Here is a 20,739-nt window from a genome sequence, read left to right as displayed (position 1 = left end):
GACTCCGACACGGAGTCTAACTAGCGATCAACCCTTCGGACAGATCATGAACTTGTCAGAAGAGTCGCCGGTTTTCAGGCACATCTTGCGATCGAACGCCCCGATATTTCGTGAGACAAAGACAACGCGGTCATGTCCTGCCTTCTGCAGCGAGACCTCTAGCAACCGCGAATACTCCACCGGCTGGGTCGTCAAGCCGTTCCGTGTGAGTGCCGAAGACGTCAGGAACGCCGTCATCTCCTACGGCCGTCCGCCCCTTGCGCCGACCTGGTGATCATGTAAGACTGACCCCTAATTAATAGGAAAGTTTCTTACTAGTTGGGGCTGCAACCTCGGGCGCGGCCTGATCCTTCGGGGGTTCACGGCGTGGACCTGACCATTCCTCACCTACTTTCCGCCCGCGCGGAAAGCGAGCCTGACCGGCTCGCCATGATCGTGCACGGCCGGAGCGAGCTCACCTTCGGCGACTGGTCCGCCGGAGCGGAAACGGTCGCGCGCGGGCTCAACGCGCGCGGCGTCAAGCCGGGCGACCGGGTCGGCCTGTCCTTCCAGGCCGCCGAGTGGACCGACTACGCGGTCGCGTTCTGCGGGGTGCTGCGCGCGGGGGCGGTAGCCGTACCGCTCAACGACCGGCTCACCGCGACCGACCTGCGCACCCTGCTGGCCGACTGCGCAGCGGTGGGCCTGCTGCACGGGGCAGACCAGCCGGGAGACTTACCCTGCTGGTCGGCGCGGCTCGGGGAAGGCCCAAACGGCGACTTACCCGGCTTACCCCGACCCCGTGACCCCGCCCAGATCCTCTACACCTCAGGCACGACGGGCCGCCCCAAAGGCGTCGTGGCCACCCACGCGAACCTGGCCTACGGCCTCGGCGGCAGGCGCCGCCCCTTCGCCCACTCCAAGCACCTCGCGCACGCCTTCCCGATCGGCACGAACGCCGGTCAGACCATGCTGGTCAACGCGCTCGACGCGAACCCGGCCGTGGTGACGCTGCCGCACTTCACGCCCGGCCGCTTCGCCGCCCTCATCGAGCACTACGGCGCCGGGACCGTGTTCCTGGTCCCCGCCATGGCGATCGAACTGCTCAACGCCGGCGTGCGGGACCTGTCCAGCGTCCTGCTCCTCGGCTCGGCGGCCGCGCCGCTCCCCGCCTCGGTGGCGCAACGCCTCACCCAGGCGTTCCCCAAGGCCACGATCACCAACTACTACACCTCCACCGAGGCCGCCCCCGCTCAGACGATCATGATGTTCGACCCGGAGCGTCCTGGCAGCGTCGGGCGGGCCGTGGCAGGCGGGGGAGTCCGGATAGCGACGGCCGACGGCAGCCCGGTGACCCCGGGCGAGGTCGGCGAGGTCTGGATGCGCTCACCCGCCGCGCCCCGGGCCTACTACGGGGACCCGGGCAGCGAGGTCTTCAAGGACGGCTGGGTCCGCATGGGCGACCTGGGCCGGATCGACGAGGACGGTTACCTCTACCTCGTCGACAGGCAGAGCGACCTGATCAAGTCCGGGGCGTTCAAGGTCTCCACGATCAGGATCGAGGAGGCCGTCTACGAGCACGAGACGGTCGTCGAGGCTGCTGCGCTCGGCGTGCCGCACCCGGTGCTCGGCAAGGCGATCGCGGTGGCCGTGGTCACCCGCGCCCCTCTCACGGCAGAGGACCTGCGGATCTTCCTGAAGGACCGGCTGGCTCCGCACGAGGTCCCCACGCACGTGATCACGCTCGACGCGCTGCCGCGCAACAGGGGCGGCAAGGTCGACAAGCGCTTACTCCTGGAGAGGTTCTGATGAGCAAGGTGTCCTTCGCCCAGCGGGGCATGTGGGTGACGGAGCGACTGGTCGGGGCGGGCACGGCCTACAACGTGCCGCTGGCCGTACGGTTCGGTGCGGGGCTGGACGGCGGCGCGCTGCTCAAGGCGTGCGCCGCGGTCGTCGACCGGCACCCGGTGCTGTCCATGACGGTCAGGGAGGTGGACGGCGAGCTGGAGCTGGTGCCCGGCGAGCCGGTTGCCATAGGGGGCACGGAGGAGCCCTTCGACCTGGATCGCGGCCCGCTGGCCCGGTTCACCCTGGACGGGCGCACGCTCAGCTTCGTCGCCCACCACCTGGTCTTCGACGGCCACTCCAAGGACGTGCTGGTGCGCGACCTGGCCGCCCTCTACAACGGCCGGACGCTGCCCGCGCTGGAGCCAGCCGAGGACGAGGACTTCGCCGCCCTGCTCCCCGAGGCGAAGGCCTACTGGGCCGAGCACTGGCGCGAGCCGGGCGAGACGGTCGTGCACGGCAGCCCGCTGCGGGTCAGGCGCGCGGGCGACGCGCTCGTGACCGAGCTGCGCGCCGACCCGCAGGTGCCGGGCCTGACCAGGTTCGAGACGCTGATCGCCGCCCTTCACGTGCTGCTGGCCGGGTACGGCACGGCCGACGTGGTCACCGCGATCGACCTGTCCACCAGGTCACCGCGCGACGAGGACAGGATCGGGGTGTTCGTCAACGAGCTCCCGATCAGCTCGAAGCCGTCGCCGGAGCAGACGTTCGCCGAGTTCGGGGCGCTGGTGCGGGAGCGGCTGCGCGAGGTCTACCGCTTCAGGGCGGTTCCGCTGGCCGCCGCCGTACCGAACCTGCGCCCGCACGCGGCGCTGACCCCGGTCTCGGTCAGCTACCGCGCGCGCACCGGCCCAGACCCGGTCTTCGACGGGGTCGAGGCGGAGGTCGACTGGACGGTCTTCAACGGCGGCGTGCGCGGCAGCGTCCACCTGCAGTGCGTGGACGGCAGGGACGGCCTCCTGGTCAGCGTCCGCCACCTGCCCGACGTGGACGGCGCGCGGCTGGCGGTCGAGCTGGGCGAGCTGCTGGCGGCCGTCACGGCCGACCCGGAGACGCGGTTGGGCGACCTGGTGACGTTCTCCGGGCCGGTCATCGCGGAACCAGCCGTCGCGCGCCACCAACCGAGAGCCACGACAGAGGTGGAGCAGGTCAGGGAGATCTGGCAGGAGGTGCTCGGCGTCTCGCCGATCCTCGACGACGACGACATCTTCGACCTGGGCGGCCACTCGCTGAGCATCACCCAGATCATCGCCAGGATGGAGAAGCGGCTGGGCCTGAAGGTGGAGCTGGACGACTTCTTCGACCACCCGACGATCGCCGGGGTGATGGGAACGGCGTCCCATGACTGACCTGCTCCCCGAGGCGCTCGCGCTGTCGCGGCTGGCCGACGACGACCTGGAACTGATGCTCATCATCAGGCACTTCGAGCTCAACCTGCTCGCGCTGTTCGACAAGGGCCTGCTGAACGGCACCACCCATACCTGCCTGGGCCAGGAGTACGTGCCCGTCGCGCTGGAGCCGCTGCTCGACCGGGGCGACCACGTGTTCAGCAACCACCGGGGACATGGCCACTACCTGGCCCGCTTCCGCGACTGCCACGGCCTGCTGGCCGAGATCATGGGCAGGACAGGCGCGGTCTGCGGCGGCGTCGGCGGCAGCCAGCACCTGCACCGGCCCGGCTACCTGTCCACCGGCGTCCAGGGGGAGAGCCTGCCGCTGGCGGCGGGCGCCGCCCTGCACCTCAAGAGGACCGAGCCGGGACGGCTGGCCTGCGCCTACATCGGCGACGGCACGTGGGGCGAGGGCGCGGTCTACGAGACGCTGAACCTGGCGTCGCTGTGGAAGCTGCCGCTGCTGGTCGTCGTGGAGAACAACGGCATCGCCCAGTCCACCCCGGCCGAACGCCATCTGGCCGGGACGATCGCCGGGCGCGCCGCCGCGTTCGGCGTGGGACACCATCTGGTCACCTCCACCGACGTCAACGAGATCCGCGCCGAGCTGAACCCCGTCCTGGCGATGGTCAGGGCGGGCGAGCCGGTGGTGGTGGAGTTCCTCACCCACCGGCTCGGCCCGCACAGCAAGGGCGACGACACGCGCCCGGCCCACGTCGTCGAGCTGCTCAGGAAGAACGACTGGTACGCCCGTTACGCCGAGGCGCACCACGAGCAGTTCGAGCGGCTCGACAGGGGAGCGCGGGCGATGATCCGCGCGATCACCGAGGAGGTCTCCGCCCGGCCATGCGCGTAGTCGAGAACCTCAACCAGGCACTGCACGGCCTGCTGGAGCGCGAACCGCGCGCCTACCTGCTGGGCGAGGACGTGGCCGACCCGTACGGCGGCGCGTTCAAGGTCACCAGGGGCCTGTCCACCCGCTTCCCCGAGCGGGTGCTGTCCACCCCGATCAGCGAGGGCGCCGTCACCGGCGTCGCCGGCGGCCTGGCGCTGACCGGCGACACGGCCGTCGTCGAGATCATGTTCGGCGACTTCGTCGCGCTGGCCTTCGACCAGCTCTGCAACTTCGCCGCCAAGTCGGTCTCGATGTACGGCAAGCGGCTGCCGCTGCGCCTGATCGTCCGCTGCCCGACCGGCGGCGGCCGGGGCTACGGCCCCACACACAGCCAGAGCCTGCAGAAACACTTCATCGGCATGCCCGGCCTGTCCGTCTACGAGATGTCGCCCTTCCGCGACAACGCCGACGTCCTCCAGGAGATCGTGGAGCGCGCCGAGCCCGCCGTGTTCTTCGAGGACAAGATCCTCTACACCCGGCAGATGCACGAGGCCGACCCGCTGTTCCGCGTCACCGTCTCGGACGGCCTGGCCAGGGCCGACCTGGACGACCGGCCCGACTGCGTGATCATCGCGCCGGGCGGCGTCGCGCACCGGGCGCTGCAGGCGATGCGCGCGCTGATGCTGGAGGAGGAGATCTCCTGCCGCCTCCTGGTGCCCTCGCGCCTCTACCCGCTGGACGTCGACGCGCTGCTGCCGCACCTGGGCGACACGGTCATCGTGGCAGAGGAGAGCTCGCCGGGCGGCACGTGGGGCAGCGAGGTCGCCCACCAGCTGCACCAACGCCTTTGGGGACGGCTGCGCCGTCCGGTCGGGGTGGTGTGCTCGCGCGACGGCGCGATCCCCACCGCCGCGCACCTGGAGCGCGAGGCGCTCCTGAACGAGTCAGAGATCCGACGAGCCGTGCTGGAGGCCCTGCGTGGGTGACATCGTCCTGCCCCAGCTGAACACGAACGACACCGAGTACCTCCTGGTCGAATGGCTGGTCGAGGGCGGCAAACCGGTGCGCGCGGGTGACGCTGTGGCCCTGGTGGAGTCCTCGAAGGCGGCCTCCGAGCTGGAGGCGAGCCTGGACGGCTACCTCACGCCGCTGGTCCCCGCAGGGACCTGGTGCGTCGCCGGCACCGTCCTGGGGCTCGTCACCACGGAGCCCCAGGCGGCCCCCGTCGTGGAGGTCGAGCGGGAGCGCCAGGTCATCACCGAGCCCGCCCGCGCCCTGATGGCCGAGCTCGGCGTCACCGAGGCCCAGGTGGCCGCGCTCGGCGTCGCGATCGTCCGCAGGTCCGACGTGGAGGGCCTGGTCGCGACCGTGCGGCGGGAGCCGCTCTCGCGGGTGCAGCGCGCCGTGGGCCGGGCGGTCACCCTCTCGCACGAGACGATCCCCGCCGCGTACGCGGCCGTACGGTTCGACGTCGGGCCCGCGCTGGCCAGGGCGGCCGAGCTGACCAGGGAGGTGCGGCGGCCCGTCGGCCTGGCCGAGCTGTTCGTCGCCGCCATCGCCCGGCTGCACGCCACCCACCCGCTGTTCTTCGCCAGGCTGGACGGCGACGCCGCGCTGCTGTCCGAGCGCCCCGACATCGGGGTGACCTTCGACCTGGGCGACGGCCTGTTCGTGCCGGTGGTGCGCGACGCCGCCAACCTGACGCCCAAGGAGCTCGCCACCGTGCTCATCAAGCACCGCGTGGCGGCGGCCACGGGCGGGTTCACCGACGCCGACCTGGCTGGAGCCACGATCACGCTCACCCTGCACACCGAGGCCGACGTGGTGCTGGCGATCCCGTTCGTCTTCCCCGGCCAGGTGTGCGCGCTCGCCCTCACCGCGCCGCGCCCCGAGCTGATGCTGGACGACGGGGCCGTGGTGCAGCGGATGGTGGCCGACGTCGGCCTCGCCTACGACCACCGGCTGATCAACGGCAGGGACGCCGCGCTCTTCCTGGCCGCGCTCAAGAGCGAAGTGGAGTCGACGTGACCGACACCTTGAGCGACGCCAAGAGGGCGCTCCTGGCCCAGCGCCTGCGCCGCAGGCAGGCACGCACGATCGAGCCGCGCCGGGAAGGAACGATCCCGCCGCCCTCGCACGCCCAGGAACGCCTGTGGTTCCTGGAGGAGTACGCGCCTGGCTCGACCGCCTACACCGTCCCCCTGACCGTACGGCTGCGCGGCCCGATCGACGGTGACGCCCTGCGCGGCGCGATGGGCGCCCTCGTCGCCAGGCACGAGGCGCTCCGCATGCGCTTCCCGACCTCCGACGAGGGCCGCCCCACACTGGCGTTCGCCTCCGGCTTCGAGCTGAAGCAAGCCGAGGCGCCCGACCTCGACGCGGCGATCGAGCTGGTGGCCGAGGAGCTGAAGGTCCCGTTCGACCTGGCGGAAGGCCCCTTGCTGCGCGCCCTGCTCGTCCGGCTGGCGCCGGACGACAACGTGCTGCTGCTGGCCGCGCACCACATCGTGGTCGACGGCTGGTCCTGCGACATCCTGCTGCGCGACCTCCTCGCCCTGCACGACGGCGAGACCCTGGAGCCGCTGCCGATCGGCTACGGCGACTACGCGCTGTGGGAGGCGACCCGCGACTACGGGCGCGAGCTCGACTTCTGGCGCGACAGGCTCGACGGGCTGCCCGCCCTCGAACTGCCCACCGACCGGCCACGGCCCGCCGTACGCGGGGACGCCGGGCGCGGGGTGCAGGTGAAGATCGACCTGGCCACCACGCAGGCGCTGGCGCGGTTCGACGCCACGCCCTACATGACCCTGCTGGCCGCCTTCCAGGTGCTGCTCGGCAGGTTGAGCGGGCAGGACGACTTCGCGGTCGGCACCCCGATTGCCGGGCGCGGCCTGCCCGAGCTGGACGGCGTGGTCGGCATGTTCGTGAACACCCTGGTCATGCGGGCCGACCTGACCGGCGACCCGACGTTCACCGAGTTCGTCGCCAGGACCAGGGACGCGGCGCTCGACGCCTACGCGCACCAGGACCTGCCGTTCGAGCGGCTGGTCAACCACCTGAACGTGCCGCGCGACGTGAGCCGCACCCCGCTGGTGCAGGCGGTGTTCGCGCTGCAGAACTTCGGCGGAGGTGTCGGAGACCCGCGCTTCACCCACCTGGCCGCCCCGGCCACCACGAGCCGCACCGACCTCGGCATGTACCTCTTCGAGACCGACGAGGGCCTGGTCGGCGGCCTCACCTACAGCACCGACCTGTTCTCCGACGACACCGCGCGACGTTTCGTCGACCGGTTCGCGACGCTGCTCAGGTCGATCGCCGCCGACCCCGACCGGCCGATCTCCGAGCTCGACCTGTACGCACCAGGCGAGCTGGACCTGCTGACGAGCTTCAGCCAGGGCCCTGAGGCGGCCGACCCCGGCGTGGAGCTGCTGCACGAGCTCGTCGCCGTTTCGTCGACGGTGGCTGTGGAGTGCGCGGGCGTCGAGCTGACCTACGCCGAGCTGGATGCGCGCGCTGAACGACTCGCCGCCGTGCTGCGGGTGAAGGGCGTTGGGCCGGACACCACGGTCGGGGTGCTGCTGGAGCAGTCCGTCGACCTGGCCGTGGCGCTGGTGGCCGTGCTCAAGGCGGGCGGCGCGTACGTGCCCCTGGACCCCAAGCAGCCGACCGAGCGGCTGGCCTACATGCTGGCCGACTCCGGCGCCGTGGCCGTCGTGAGCACGCCTGAGCTGGCCGTACTCGTGCCTGACACGCCCCTGGTCGAGGTGACCGAGCGCGGCATCGCGCCGCAGCAGGGTCCGGGCACCACGCCCGACCACCTGGCGTACGTGATCTACACGAGCGGCACCACCGGACAGCCCAAGGGCGTCGCCGTGCAGCACCGGCAGATCCTCACCTACCTGGCCGGGGTCCGCGAGCGCTTCGCGGTCAAGCCGGGTTCGCGGTTCACGCTGATGCAGTCGCTCTCGTTCGACTTCGGCATCACCGTCTTCTACCTGTCGATGATGACCGGTGGCACCCTGCACCTGCTCGACCCGCAGGCCCCGATCGAGGACGTCACCGCGCGGCTGCGGCAGACCGACTACCTCAAGATGACCCCGTCCCACCTGGCCAGCATCCTGGCCGACGCGGACCCGGCCGACGTGCTGCCGCAGGAGCTGCTCATCCTCGGCGGCGAGGCGTCCCGCTCGGAGTGGGCGGTCGGGCTGGCGGCGCACACCACGGTCGTCAACCACTACGGGCCCACCGAGGCGACCGTCGGCATCACCACCCACCTGGTCACCGGCGAGGAGACCGAGCCGACGCTGCCGATCGGCCGCCCGCTGCCCGGCGCCCGCGTGTACGTGCTGGACGCCAACCGGCAGCCGGTCCCGCTCGGCGCGGTCGGCGAGATCTACCTCGGCGGCGACCGGCTGGCCAGGGAGTACCTGGGCAGGCCCGACCTCACTGCCGATCGGTTCGTCACGCACGCGGGCGAGCGGCTCTACCGCACCGGCGACCTGGGCCGCTGGCTGCCGACCGGGGAACTGTGCTTCCTGGGCCGCCGGGACCTCCAGGTCAAGGTGCGCGGCTACCGCGTCGAGCTCGGCGAGATCGAGACGGCGCTGTCCGCGCTGCCCGAGGTCGAGCAGGCCGTCGTCGAGCTGCGCGGCGACCGGCTCGTCGGCTACCTCGTCGGCGAGCACCTCAGCGTCAGCGAGCTGCGCCTCAAGCTCGGCCGCACGCTGCCCGAGTACATGATCCCGGCCAGGTACGTGTGGCTGTCGGAGCTGCCGCTGAAGTCGCACGGCAAGGTCGACAGGGCCAGGCTGCCCGAGCCCGACGAGGAGCGCCCCGACCAGGAGGCGGGCTACGTCGAGCCGTCCGGCGAGCTGGAGCCGGTGATCGCCGAGGTCTGGGCCAAGGTGCTGGGGCTGGCGCAGGTGGGCGCGGTCGACGACTTCTTCGACCTGGGCGGGCACTCGCTGCTGGCCGCCCAGGTGGTGGCCAAACTGCGCAAGGCGCTGCCCAGGCCGGTCAGCATCCTCGACCTGTTCCAGAACCCGACCGTGCGCGGGCTCGCCCTGCTGGCCGGGTCGGCGCAGGACGGGCCGCAGCGGCTGGTGCACCGGCTCACCAAGGACCGCGCGGCCACCGCCACGCTGGTCTGCGTGCCGTACGGGGGCGGGAGCGCGGCGATCTACCAGCCACTCGCCGATGCCCTGCCGCAGGACCGGGCCCTCTACGCGGTGACCGTGCCGGGCCACGAGCTGGGGATGCACGAGCAGATCACCCCGATGGACGAGGTGGCCGAGCGCTGCGCCGAGGAGATCCTCGGGAACGTTCCCGGCCCGATCGCCCTCTACGGTCACTGCGGGCTCGGGGTGATGTTGTCCGTGGAGATCGCCCGGCGCCTGGAGGCGGCAGGGCGCGACGTGGACGCCGTCTACCTGGGCGGCATCTTCCCCTTCGCCAGGCCCAGGAACGGCATGCGCCGCCTCACCGAGGCGATGGAGAAGCTCCAGGGCGACCAGCACTGGGCCAACGCGCTGCGCGCGGCCGGGCTCGACGTGGACGAGCTGGGCAAGGACGAGCTGCAGCTCGTCATCGACAACCGGCGGCGCGGCACCAAGGAAGCGGAGGAGTATTTCACCCGGCTCTTCGAGGAGGGCGGCGCGCAGCTCCGCGCGCCGATCATCGCGGTGGCGGGCGAGCGGGACCCGGCGACCGAGTTCTACCAGGAGCGCTTCCGCGAGTGGCACTGCGCCTCACCGACGACCGCGCTGGTCGTGCTGGACGAGGCGGGGCACTTCTACCTGAAATATCGGGCAGCGGAGCTCGCGCAGATCGTCACCCGCACCCACCCGGCCCTCGCCTCCGGCGACACCCTCGCGCTGGAACGGGACGACGCCTCGACGTGGTGGCTGCACGCCACGTCGGACACGCCCGAGCCTCCCAAGGGCCCTGCTCCCAGCATGAAACGGTTCTCCGCCGTGGCGGCCGGGCAGCTCGTGTCGATCATCGGCTCGTCGCTGACCGAGTTCGCCATCCCGATCTGGATCTACACCACGACCGGGTCGCTGGTGCGCTTCGCGCTGTTCTCCGTACTCGCCCTGGTGCCGGGCATGCTCGTCTCGCCGCTGGCCGGGGCGATCGTGGACCGCTACGACCGGCGCCGCGTCATGCTCGCCGGAGACGTCGCCGCAGGGGCCACCCAGCTCGCGCTCGGGGTCCTGCTGTGGACCGGCAACCTGCAGATGTGGCACATCTACCCGCTGCTGGTCTGCCTGTCCGTCGCGCTGACCTTCCAACGGCTCGCGTACGGCTCCGCCATCCCGCAGCTCGTGCCCAAGCGCTACCTCGGCCACGCCAACGGCATCGTGCAGATGATCACCGGCACGTCGCAGCTCGTCGTGCCGCTCGTCGCGGTCGGGCTCATGTCGCTCATCGGGCTCGGCGGGATCCTGGTCATCGACGTCGTCTCCTACACGGCGGCGATCGCGACCGTGCTGCTGGTGCGGTTCCCGGCGGCGATGGCGTGGCGGCGCAGGGAGACGCTGGTGGCCGAGATGATCAACGGCTGGAAGTACACGTGGGGCAACCGTGGCTTCCGGTCGATGTTGCTGTTCTTCGCGGTGCTGAACATCTTCCTGTCGCCGCTTTTCCTGCTGCTCACGCCGCTGGTGCTGGGGTTCGGGACGCTGCAGGACGTGGGGCGGGTCTCCTTCGCCGGAGGGCTCGGCGTCTTCGTGGCCGGGCTCGTGCTGACCGCGTGGGGCGGGCCGCGCGGGCGGCGGATGCGTGGGGTCATGCTGGCCACGCTGGCGCTGGCGGTCGCCTGCCTGGTGACCGGGGTGCGGCCGGACCTCCTGGTCATCGGGGTCGGCGCGTTCGGCATGTCGTTCGGGCTGACCATGCTCAACGGCATCTACGCGACGATCATCCAGGTGAAGGTGCCGCAGCGGTTCCACGGGCGGGTGATCGCGCTGAACACGCTGATCGCCTGGTCGACGCTGCCGATCGGGTTCGGGCTCATCGCGCCGTTTGGCAGCTCGGTGTTCGAGCCGCTGCTCGCCCCCGGCGGGGCGCTCGCCTCCTCGGTCGGCGAGGTGATCGGGACCGGGGGCGGGCGCGGGATCGGGTTCATGTACCTGCTGTTCTCGGTGGCCATCGCCGTCATCGTGCTGGTGGCCATGCGGGTGCGGGCGCTGGCCAGGTTCGACGACGAGGTGCCAGACGCGTTGCCGGACGACCTGATCGGGCTGCAGACGGTCAGCGCACGGAGCGCCAGCGCAGGGGAGAGTCGCGGCCGGCGGACACCAGCAGGCCCGAGTAGGCGGTGAAGACCTCGCTCGGCACCTGAAGCGGGTGCCCGGTCCACGGGGAGCCGGGCACCATGGTCACCAGGCGGCCGGTGGCGTCGGCGGCGAACAGCCTGCCGTTCGCCCCGGCCAGGCAGGTGGCTCCGGCGGAGCTACCTGCCTGCTCCCAGACCTTCTGTCCGAACGGCAGGCGCCACAGCTCACCCTCGGTGGTGGCCACGTAGAACGCGCAGTCGGCCACCGCCAGGCCGACGGCGTCGGCGGGGGCCGGGCCGAGGTCGCGCCACACGCCCTGGTCGAGCAGCAGCAGCCGCCCGTCCGAGGTCACACCGTGCAGCCCGACCGCGACCCCGTTCATGGCCTCCCGCGGCACCGCCAACCCCCGCACCTCCCACCCGAGCCCACCCTCCGGAGAAGGACCACCCTCCCCGGAAGGACCACCCTCCCCGGAAGGACCACCCTCCCCGGAAGGACCACCCTCCCCGGAAGGGCCACCCTCCCCGGAAGGGCCACCCTCCCCGGAAGGGTCACCCCCATGAGAGGGGTCACCCCCATGAGAGGGGTCACCCCCATGAGAGGGGTCACCCTCAAGAGAGGGGTGATCCCCACGAGAGAGGTGGCCCTCTTGGGAGGGGTGACCTGCATGGGTGTTTTGGGGGTTGAGGGGTTGCCAGCGGAGGTTCTGGGCGCACAGTTCGCGGCTGAGCAGCGTCCCCTCCGCGTCCACCGCGTACAACGTGCGTCCCCACGCCGCCAGCGCGCGGACGTCGGCGACGGGCCCGATGACCTCCCAGTCACCTGAGGAAACCGTGGACAGCCGGTCGAGGACGTTGCGGGTGATGCGGTCCACCACCGGGTCGTGCAACGTGTTCCCCCAGTTGACCGTGGAAGCGGTGAACACCGTCCCCGACCCGCTGGTGAACACGCCCATCGTGGCCATCCCGCCCTGACCGTACGCGCCCCAGTGGCGCAGGTCGGCGGTGGCCAGCACGACGAACGAGGGCGGCGTGCCGTCCCGGCAGGTCACCCGCGGCACCCCGCAGATCTCCTCGAACTCCGCAGCGTCCGTCTCGTAACCCAGGCACCCCTGACCGAACTTGTCCCCGTCGGTCAGCCCCGTCCCCTCGAAGACCCAGTGCCCCGCGAACCGCGCCGTATAGGGCTCCTCCAGCATGCGCGGCATGTGCTCGCCCCACGTGCCGGCCCCGGCACGGAAGCTCACCCCGGTCAGCGCGTTCTCCGGCCGCCCGGTGAACGTCCACTCCGCCGTCTCGTCGGCGACCGCGTCTCGGTGGCACACCATGGTCCGGCCGCCGTCCTCCAGCCGGATCTGCCACCAGCAGGTGTTGCCCGACAGGAACGCCGCGTTGCCGCCTCGCCGTACGAACTCCTCCACCGCGTCGCGCATCCCCGCCGACCAGTACTCGTCGTGCCCGTTGACCACCAGCAGCCGGCGGCCGGACAACATCTCCAGCCCGTCGTGCAGGTCGAGGTTGGAGCAGTAGGCGACCTCGTACCCCGCCGGGCGCAGCCAGCGGATCAGCCCCTCCTCCCAGCGCTCCGGCGGCGGCCCGCCGCCGGGCCGGTCGAAGGTGACGCGGGACGCGCGGGTCGGGGCCTCGGTCCAGTAGAGGCCCTCCCCGGCCTCGCCCGCGCGGTTGTAGGCCTGCCAGGTGGTGAACGGCACGCTGACCAGGATCGGCGCGGTCGGTACGGCCTGCCGTACGACGAAGTAGACCTCGTTGTCGGGGCAGGGCGCCGCGCCGGGCAGGCCGCGCGGCCACGGCTGCTCGGGGCCGAAGGTGGCGCGGTAGAGGGAGCTGGGCCAGTCGTGCGGGACGTCCAGCGTCCAGTCGGGTACGGCGTCGCCGGTGAACACGACCCGGTCGTCCACGGTGTCGCGCACGACCACGGGTACGGCCCGCGAGACGACGAACCGCAACGACGAGCCCTGCGCGCAGGAGGTCGCCCTCGCGTATGCCTGAACGGTCACGTCCGCACCGCCGACACGAGCATGGACTCCAGGTTCATGAGATAACGCTCGATATCCGGCTTCGAGAGGAAGCGCGTGTCGGCGGTGAGCGAGACGCCCTCGGTCGTCACGTGGACGCAGAAGCGGCAGTTCAGCTCGTGCTGGCTCATCGGCCAGGTCAGCGCGGTCTCCTTCAGCGCCGACTCGAGGGCGGAGGGCTCGCACGCGGCCGGTCCAGGGTCGGCGAAGCGCATGTCGTTGAAGCAGCAGTTCGGATGCACCCGCTCACCCCGACCCGAGCTCTCCCGCGCCACGATCCGGTCCCGGTCGGCCGGGTCGTGGTAGGCGCTGCGATAGGCGCGCAGCGCGGCGGGCCCGGCCCGGCCGAGCACCTCGGCGAAGGTCCCCTCGACGTCGACGGTGAACAGTCCCTCCATCGACATCGTGCTGACCAGCCCGATCGTGTCGCGCCTGAACCGGTTGGCCACGATCGGCAGCACGGCGCAGGTGCCGTGCCCCTCGACCCTGGCCGCCAGGAACGCGACGGCCGCCAGCAGGACCGTCGAGGTGGACGCGCGGTGCGTCAGCGCCAGCGACCGCACGGCCAGGTCGAGCGCGGGGGAGCTGAGCTGCGCCCGCCAGATGGGCGGGTCCGACGGCTCGGGGCCCGGTTTGGCGAACATCGTGGTCGGGATGCGCGCGTACTCCTCCGCCCAGTGCGCGGCCGCCCGCTCCGCCACCGCGCGGCCCTCGGGCCCCGCCTGCCAGTGGGCCAGGTCGAGCGCCTGGGGCGGCGGCGGGCCGGTCAGCGCGCCCCTGAGCAGCAACATGCGCAGGTCGCGGATGGCGGCCTCGGCGCCGATGCCGTCGGCGGCGAGATGGCAGAAGACCAGCACCACGTGGGTGACCGCGGATCCGTCGACGACGAGCGCGACCCTGATCGGCCACTCGGCCCAGTAGTCGAACCGGGTGGCGGCCAGCTCGTCCAGCACGATGTCAGGCTTTTCCCGGCTTATGACCACGGGTAACCGGCCCGACCCTTCCAGGCGCTGTCCCTGGTCGTCCAGCCGGGTGCGGAGAGCGCCGTGCCGCTCGACCAGCGCGCGCAGGGCGGCGGTGACGTCCTCGACGGACCTCGTGCCAGGCACCTTGAGCACCCGGCCGAAGTTGAAGTAGTGGTCGTCCGGCGCCGTGTTCCCGATCGCCTGCCAGATCGCCGCCTGACCCCAGGTCAGCGGCGCCGTGCCGGACCCCGGGCCGGCGAAGTCCACGATCATCGCGCGGCGAGCCTCGCGGCCAGCCCGTCGAGGTCGTCGAGTAACGCCAGGCCGTCCCCGGTCAGGTCCACCTCGACCCCGAACTCGGATTCGATGGCGTCGATCAGCCGCATCTGCCCGATGGACGTCAGCCCGAGCGCGGTCAGCGGCACGGTCGCCGCCAGCGCCTCCTCGGCCGTGACCGCGTTGTCGGACGCCTCGGCGACGAGGGTGGCCAGTCGCTCCTTGATCATGTCAACTCCTTCGCGAGGCGCTCGGCCTCCTCGTCGGACAGCTCGTCCAGTTCGGCGACGAGCAGGTCCTCCACGGTCCTGGCGAGCCCTTCGACCGTGGGCGTGCTGAAGAGCGCGCGGATCGGCACGTCCAGGCCGACGGACGCGCGCAGCCTGGCGACCACCCGGACGGCGAACAGCGAGTGCCCGCCGAGGGCGAAGAAGTCGTCGAACGCGCCGACCCGCTGCAGGCCGAGCACCTCCGCGTAGACGTCGGCGACCAGCGCCTCGGCGTCGCCGCGCGGCTCGGTGTAGGGGCCGCCAGCGGTCTCCGGCGCGGGGAGCGCGGCCCTGTCGATCTTGCCGTTCGCGGTCAGCGGCAGCCGGTCGAGCCGCTTCCAGGCGCTCGGCACCATGTACGGCGGGAGCGTCGCGCCCAGGTGCGCCGCCAGGTCGCCGAAGTCGGCCGTGCCCGTGACGTACCCGGCGAGCACGTCGCCGACCGCCACCACGGCCGCCTCGCCCACCCCGGGGTGTGCCAGCAGGAGCGCCTCGATCTCGCCGGGTTCGATCCGGTAGCCGCGCACCTTCACCTGGTCGTCCAGGCGGCCGAGGAACTCCAGCTGCCCGTCGGTGCGCCAGCGCACCCGGTCGCCGGTGCGGTAGACCCGCTCCCCGCGGTAGGTGGCGAAGCGGTCGCTCTCGGCGTTCAGGTACCCGCGGGCCACTCCGGCGCCGCCGATCCACAACTCGCCCGCAGCGCCGAGCGGTGACGGCCTGCCTGAGGCGTCCATGACGTACACGTCGGTGCCGCCGATCGGGCGGCCGATCGGCGGGCGGCCCTGGTCGCCGGTCAGCTCGGCGGCGGTCGCGATGATCGTCGCCTCGGTCGGCCCGTAGGTGTTCACCAGCCTGACCCGCGACCCGAACCTGGCGCGCCACCGCGCGACGGCCGCCTCGTGCGCCTGCTCGCCGCCGAGGATCACCAGCCGCAGCTCGGGCGGCCAGGCGACCTCGTCGAGCTGGTCGACCAGATGGTGCCAGTACGCCGTGGGCAGGTCGAGCACGCTGACCCCGTCGAGGTGCTCGGGCAGGGTGACCGCGCCCTCGGGCAGCACCTCCAGCCGGGCTCCGGCGACGAGCGCGGGGTAGATCTCCTCGGCGTGGGTGTCGAACCCGAGCGAGGCGAACTGCACCACGCGGTCACCCGGAGCCAGGCCGTACTCGCGGACCATCCACGCCACGCGGGCGGCCAGGTTGGCGTGCTCGACCACGACGCCCTTGGGGGTGCCGGTCGAACCCGAGGTGTAGATCACGTAGGCGGCCTCGCCCCGCCGTACGGGGACGAACTCCTGGGGCGGCTCGTCGACCAGGGCCACGCCGACGTTGGGCAGGCGTCCTGCCAGGTCGGCGGACGTGAGCACCAGCCGGGCGCCGCTGTCCTGGACCATGAACGCCAGGCGCTGCCCGGGAAGGGCGGGGTCGAGCGGCAGGTAGGCGCCACCGGCCCGCCACACCGCGAGCAGCGCCGCGATCGCGTCCGCCGACCGTTCGAGGAAGACGCCCACGATGTCGCCGGTCGTCACCCCACCGGCCTGGAGGATCCCGGCCAGCTCGGTCACCCGCGCGTCCAGCTCGCCGTACGTCAGCTCACCGATCGCCGCCCGCTCTGGCACGGCTGCCGCCAGCAGGTCGGGCACCTCGACGGCGCGCCGCAGCTCGGGGCCGCGCCCCAGCCGCTCCAGCTCGGCCGCCTCGTCGGCGGAGACCAGCTGCGGCGGCTCGTCCGGGTCCTGGAGGAGCAGGCGCAGCAGCCGGTCGCCGAGCGCCTCGACGGTGGCCGCGTCGAACAGGGCGGCGTCGTAGGAGAAGACCATCAGCAGCTCGCGCGCGTCCTGCCAGGCCTCCAGCATGAGGTCGAACTTGACCTGCGCGAACCCGTGCGCGAACGGCCGCACCTCGAGCCCGTCGAACCACGCAGCCGGCAGCCCGGAGTCCTGCGTGTGCAGCACGAGCATCGTCTCGATCTGCTCGTCGGGCGGCGCGCTCCGGTGGCCGAACGCGTCGAGCACAGCGGCGCGGGTCCGGTCGACCAGCTCGCCGAACGAGGGGTCTCCACTGAGGTCGCCGGGGATGAGCACGGTCTCGGCGAGATAGCCGACGACCCCGTCCAGCTCGGTGCTGTCCCGACCGGACACGACGGTCGCGACGGCCAGGTCGGTACGGCCCGCATGAGCCCCCAGCACTGCCTGGTAGGCCGCCATGAGCGTCATGAACATGGTCGCGCCGCGCGGCGTCCCGACCTGCCCGGCAGGAACGGACAGCACGTGGGTGGCGGCGCGGCGTTCGGGGCCGCGCGGCCGGTCGGTCGGCAGGTCGAGCGGGTCGGGCCGGCCGGTCGCGTCGGGCTCAGGCTCCTGTTCGAGCTGCCACCGCGCCACGTCGGCGTACTGCAGCGCGACCGGCGGCAGCTCCTCACCGGAGTAGAGCGCGGCGAGCTCGCCCAGCATGAGGTTCAGCGACGAGCCGTCGCCGAGCACGTGGTGCAGGACCACGCACAACACGTGGTCATCGGCGCCCAGCTCGATCAGCGTCACCCGCAGCGCGGGCCGCTCCGCCAGGTCGAACGGCAGGTTGGTGCGCGCAGCGACCAGCGCCTCGGCGTGCTCGACACCCTCCGCCGCCACGACCTCGACGGGCACCGGGCCGGGCCGCTCGACGACCGCCAGCGGGACGCCGTCCAGGTCGGTGATGCGGGTGCGGAGGCTGTCGTGCCTGGCGGCGAGCGCGTCGACCGCGCGGCCCAGCCGTACCCGGTCGAGCGGGCCGAGGAGGCGGCGCACGATCCACATGTTGTACGACGCGTCGTCGGGGTCGAGGCGCTGCAGGAACCAGAGGCGTTCCTGGGCGCGCGAGAGCACGGGCGGCCCGCTGGAGGGCAGCGGTCCGGTGAAGACGCTCTCCCCGTCGTCCAGCAGCTGGGCCAGCGCGGCGACCGTGGGGCGCAGGAACAGCTCGCGCACCGGAGGACGGCCGGGCAGGCGGCCGGTCACCGTGGTGGCCAGCAGCGAGTGGCCGCCCAGGGCGAAGAAGTCGTCCTCGGCACCGACGGACTCGATACCGAGCACCTGGGCGAACACGCTGGCGACCAGGCGTTCGTTCACGGTGGCCGGGGGCCGGGAGGCGGGCCGTACGTGGGCGATGCCCGGCAGCGCCTTGCGGTCCACCTTGCCGTTCGGGGTCAGCGGCAGGCGGTCAAGCGAGACGATCATCGAGGGCGTCATGTACGCGGGCAGCAGCCCGGACGCGTGCGCCCTGACGACGTCGGGATCCGCGCCGACCACGTAGGCGACGAGCAGGTCCTCCTGCACCGCGGCGACGGCCTGCCGCACCTCGGGGTGGGTTTCCAGGACGGCCTCGATCTCGCCCAGCTCCACCCGGTGACCGCGCAGCTTGACCTGGTTGTCGGTCCTGCCGAGGAACTCCAGCGAACCGTCGGGCAGCCTGCGCACCAGGTCGCCGGTGCGGTAGACGCGCTCGCCCGCGTGGGTGACGAACCGCTCGGCGGTCAGCTCGGGGCGGCCCAGATAGCCGGTCGCCACGCCCGCGCCGCCGATCAGCAGCTCGCCCGCGACGCCGACGGGGACCTCGGCACCGGTCCGGTCCAGGACGTACACCGTCGTGTTGGCGATGGGGTGGCCGATCGTGACCAGCGCGGGGTCCTGCGGCACCTCCCACGCCGTGGACCAGATGGTCGTCTCGGTCGGGCCGTACATGTTGATCAGCCTGCCGACGCGGGCGCGCAGGTCGGCGGCGAGCTTGAGCGGCAGCGGCTCGCCACCGGCCAGCGCCACGACCGGCGGCAGCTCGCCGGTCAGGAGCACCCGCCAGCCGGACGGCGTGGCCTGCACGTGCGTCACGCCGCCGTCCGCGATCAGCCTGGACAGGGCCGCGCCGTCGCGCGCGGTGTCCGCGTCCGCGACGACCAGGCGGCCGCCGGTGATCAGCGGCAGGTACAACTCCAGCGCGGAGATGTCGAAGGACAGCGAGGTGAGCGCCAGCCAGACGTCCCGGTCCGTGGAGCCGACCAGGGTGCGCATCGCGAGCAGGAAGTTGGTGAGCGCGCCGTGCGGCACGACCACACCCTTGGGACGGCCGGTCGAGCCCGAGGTGTAGAGCACGTAGACGGTGTCGCCGGGCGCAGGCCTTTCCTCAGGCGGATCGGCAGGTGGGACGTCGAGGTCGTCGTCGGTCAGCACCAGCGCGGCGCCCGAGTCCTCGATCACGTACTCGACCCTGGCCTCGGGGTAGTCCGGGTCGACCGGCAGGTAGGCGGCTCCCGACAGGGCGACCCCGAGCAGCGCGACCACCATCGACGGGCCCCGCGACAGCCGTACGGCCACCAGGTCGCCCGCGCCGATCCCCTTCTCGCGCAACCACCCGGCCAGGCCCGAGGCTCTGGCCACGACCTCGCGGTAGGTCAGGTCGTCGACGGCAAGGGCGTCAGGTGTCGCCTCGGCCTGCGCGAGCACCAGGTCGACGAGCGTCCTCTCCGGCAGCTCTTCGTACGTGTCGTTCCACCTGGCGAGCTGGGCCCGCTCGTCCTCCGGCATCAGGTCCAGGCTCGCGACCGGCGCGGCCGGTTCGGCGACGATCGAGCGCAGGAGCGTCTCGAACCGGCGCGCCATGCGCTCGGCGGTCGCCCGGTCGAACAGGTCCTCGCTGTAGATGGCGACCCCGAGCAGGCTCCCGTCGTCCTCGGGGTACAGGTCGAGCGACAGGTCGTGCCGCGCCGGGTGCCAGCCGTGCGGGAACGGGCCCGCTTCGAGGCCGGGCAGCGGCTCGGCGAGGTCGCCGTGCGTGTGCAGCGCGAACATCGTCTGGAACAGCGGCGTCCTGCTCAGGTCGCGCTCCACGCCCAGCTCGCTCACCAGGCGGTCGACCGGCACGTCCTGGTGCGCCAGCGCGCCGATCACGCTCTTCCTGGTGCTCTTGAGCAGCTCGTGGAAGATCGGCCCGGACGACAGGTCGCACCGCAGGACCATCGTGGTCGACAGGTAGCCGATGAGCTGCTCCAGCTCGGTGCTCGTCCTGCCGGAGGCGGGGACGCCGACGCAGAAGTCGTCCTGCCCGCTGTGGCGGGCCAGCAGCACCTGGTAGGCGGCCAGCAGGACCATGAACGGCGTGGCCCGCGCGTTCCTGGCGAGCTCGGCGATCTCGGTGACGAGCGCGGCGGGCAGGCGGAACTCCAGCTTGCCGCCCGCCGTACCGCGCTGGGCCGGTCGGGGGCGGTCGGTGGGGAGGTCGAGCACGGGGGTTCCGGCCAGCCGGTCGATCCACCAGCCCAGGTCCATGGGCGCGGCGCGCTGGGCCACCGCGTGGTCGAGGTACTGCGGGGGCTCCTTCACGGCGGGTTCGCCGCCCGCGTAGAGCGCGGCGACCTCTTCGCGCAGCACGTTGAGCGACCAGCCGTCGCCGTTGATGTGGTGCAGGACCACGCACAGGACGTGGTCCTGCGGGCCGAGCCTGATCAGGGTGACCTGGAACGGCGGGCGTTTGGTCAGGTCGAAGATCGTGTTGGTGCGGGCGCTGACGAGCTCTTTCGCGTGCTCCTCGGACCGGGCGTCGAGCCGCTCGATCTCGACCGGCGCCGGGCGCTCGACGACGGCCAGCGGACGCCCGTCCTCCTCCACGAACCGCGTGCGCAGCGCTTCGTGGCGCGCTGCCACCCGGGTGAACGCCGACTCCAGCGCTGTGAGGTCGATCTCACCGCGCAGGCGGTAGACGTAGGAGCAGTTGTGCGACGGGTCATCCGGATCAAGCCGGTTCAGGAACCACAGACGCTCCTGGCCATAGGAGAGTGGGCCGGACTTCACGGCGCCCCCGGAGTTTCCTTTAGGAAAGTTTCCTATTCGTTTTGGAAGTAT

The 20,739-nt window shown here is 72.0% G+C and carries 10 protein-coding genes; 6 read left to right on the top strand and 4 right to left on the bottom strand.

Going from position 1 to position 20,739, the window contains the following annotated elements; all coding sequences use genetic code 11:
- Positions 1-366: 366 nt before the first annotated feature.
- From ACIBG8_RS26200 to ACIBG8_RS26175, 6 genes are read left to right on the top strand one after another with little or no spacing between them, the layout of a single operon-like run.
- Entirely contained in the window at positions 367-1,788 is a 1,422-nt protein-coding gene (locus tag ACIBG8_RS26200; protein WP_397345565.1) for a class I adenylate-forming enzyme family protein, read from the top strand.
- Positions 1,788-3,173 (top strand): condensation domain-containing protein, encoded by a 1,386-nt coding sequence (locus tag ACIBG8_RS26195; RefSeq protein WP_397345564.1) that lies wholly within the window; start codon positions 1,788-1,790, stop codon positions 3,171-3,173. Before ACIBG8_RS26200 ends, ACIBG8_RS26195 begins: the two co-directional genes overlap by 1 nt.
- The gene (locus tag ACIBG8_RS26190; protein ID WP_397345563.1) at positions 3,166-4,071 is read left to right on the top strand and encodes a thiamine pyrophosphate-dependent dehydrogenase E1 component subunit alpha; all 906 of its coding nucleotides are present in this window, start codon (positions 3,166-3,168) and stop codon (positions 4,069-4,071) included. The genes ACIBG8_RS26195 and ACIBG8_RS26190 overlap by 8 nt, the downstream gene beginning before the upstream one ends.
- A complete protein-coding gene (locus tag ACIBG8_RS26185) occupies positions 4,062-5,036 on the top strand; it encodes an alpha-ketoacid dehydrogenase subunit beta (RefSeq protein WP_397345562.1) in 975 nt (324 codons plus the stop codon). Before ACIBG8_RS26190 ends, ACIBG8_RS26185 begins: the two co-directional genes overlap by 10 nt.
- Positions 5,029-6,078, top strand: coding sequence for a 2-oxo acid dehydrogenase subunit E2 (locus ACIBG8_RS26180; RefSeq protein ID WP_397345561.1), 1,050 nt, complete (start codon positions 5,029-5,031; stop codon positions 6,076-6,078). The genes ACIBG8_RS26185 and ACIBG8_RS26180 overlap by 8 nt, the downstream gene beginning before the upstream one ends.
- Positions 6,075-11,372, top strand: coding sequence for an amino acid adenylation domain-containing protein (locus ACIBG8_RS26175; protein WP_397345560.1), 5,298 nt, complete (start codon positions 6,075-6,077; stop codon positions 11,370-11,372). The genes ACIBG8_RS26180 and ACIBG8_RS26175 overlap by 4 nt, the downstream gene beginning before the upstream one ends.
- Here the strand turns inward: ACIBG8_RS26175 and ACIBG8_RS26170 are convergent.
- Genes ACIBG8_RS26170 through ACIBG8_RS26155 form a run of 4 tightly spaced genes read right to left on the bottom strand, consistent with a single transcriptional unit; the run spans position 11,302 to position 20,688 of the window.
- Positions 11,302-13,344 (bottom strand): N,N-dimethylformamidase beta subunit family domain-containing protein, encoded by a 2,043-nt coding sequence (locus ACIBG8_RS26170; protein WP_397345559.1) that lies wholly within the window; start codon positions 13,342-13,344, stop codon positions 11,302-11,304. The genes ACIBG8_RS26175 and ACIBG8_RS26170 overlap by 71 nt on opposite strands.
- A complete protein-coding gene (locus tag ACIBG8_RS26165; protein ID WP_397345558.1) occupies positions 13,341-14,600 on the bottom strand; it encodes a condensation domain-containing protein in 1,260 nt (419 codons plus the stop codon). The genes ACIBG8_RS26170 and ACIBG8_RS26165 overlap by 4 nt, the downstream gene beginning before the upstream one ends.
- On the bottom strand, positions 14,597-14,833 hold the full coding sequence (locus ACIBG8_RS26160) for an acyl carrier protein (protein ID WP_397345557.1): 237 nt from the start codon (positions 14,831-14,833) through the stop codon (positions 14,597-14,599). Before ACIBG8_RS26160 ends, ACIBG8_RS26165 begins: the two co-directional genes overlap by 4 nt.
- A complete protein-coding gene (locus ACIBG8_RS26155) occupies positions 14,830-20,688 on the bottom strand; it encodes an amino acid adenylation domain-containing protein (RefSeq protein WP_397345556.1) in 5,859 nt (1,952 codons plus the stop codon). Before ACIBG8_RS26155 ends, ACIBG8_RS26160 begins: the two co-directional genes overlap by 4 nt.
- Positions 20,689-20,739: the final 51 nt, after the last annotated feature.

Origin of the sequence: Nonomuraea sp. NPDC050556 (assembly GCF_044457355.1) — a bacterium.
GTDB lineage: Bacteria > Actinomycetota > Actinomycetes > Streptosporangiales > Streptosporangiaceae > Nonomuraea.
Note: the sequence above shows the minus strand (reverse complement) of the source record. Positions and strands in the feature narration are given on the sequence as shown.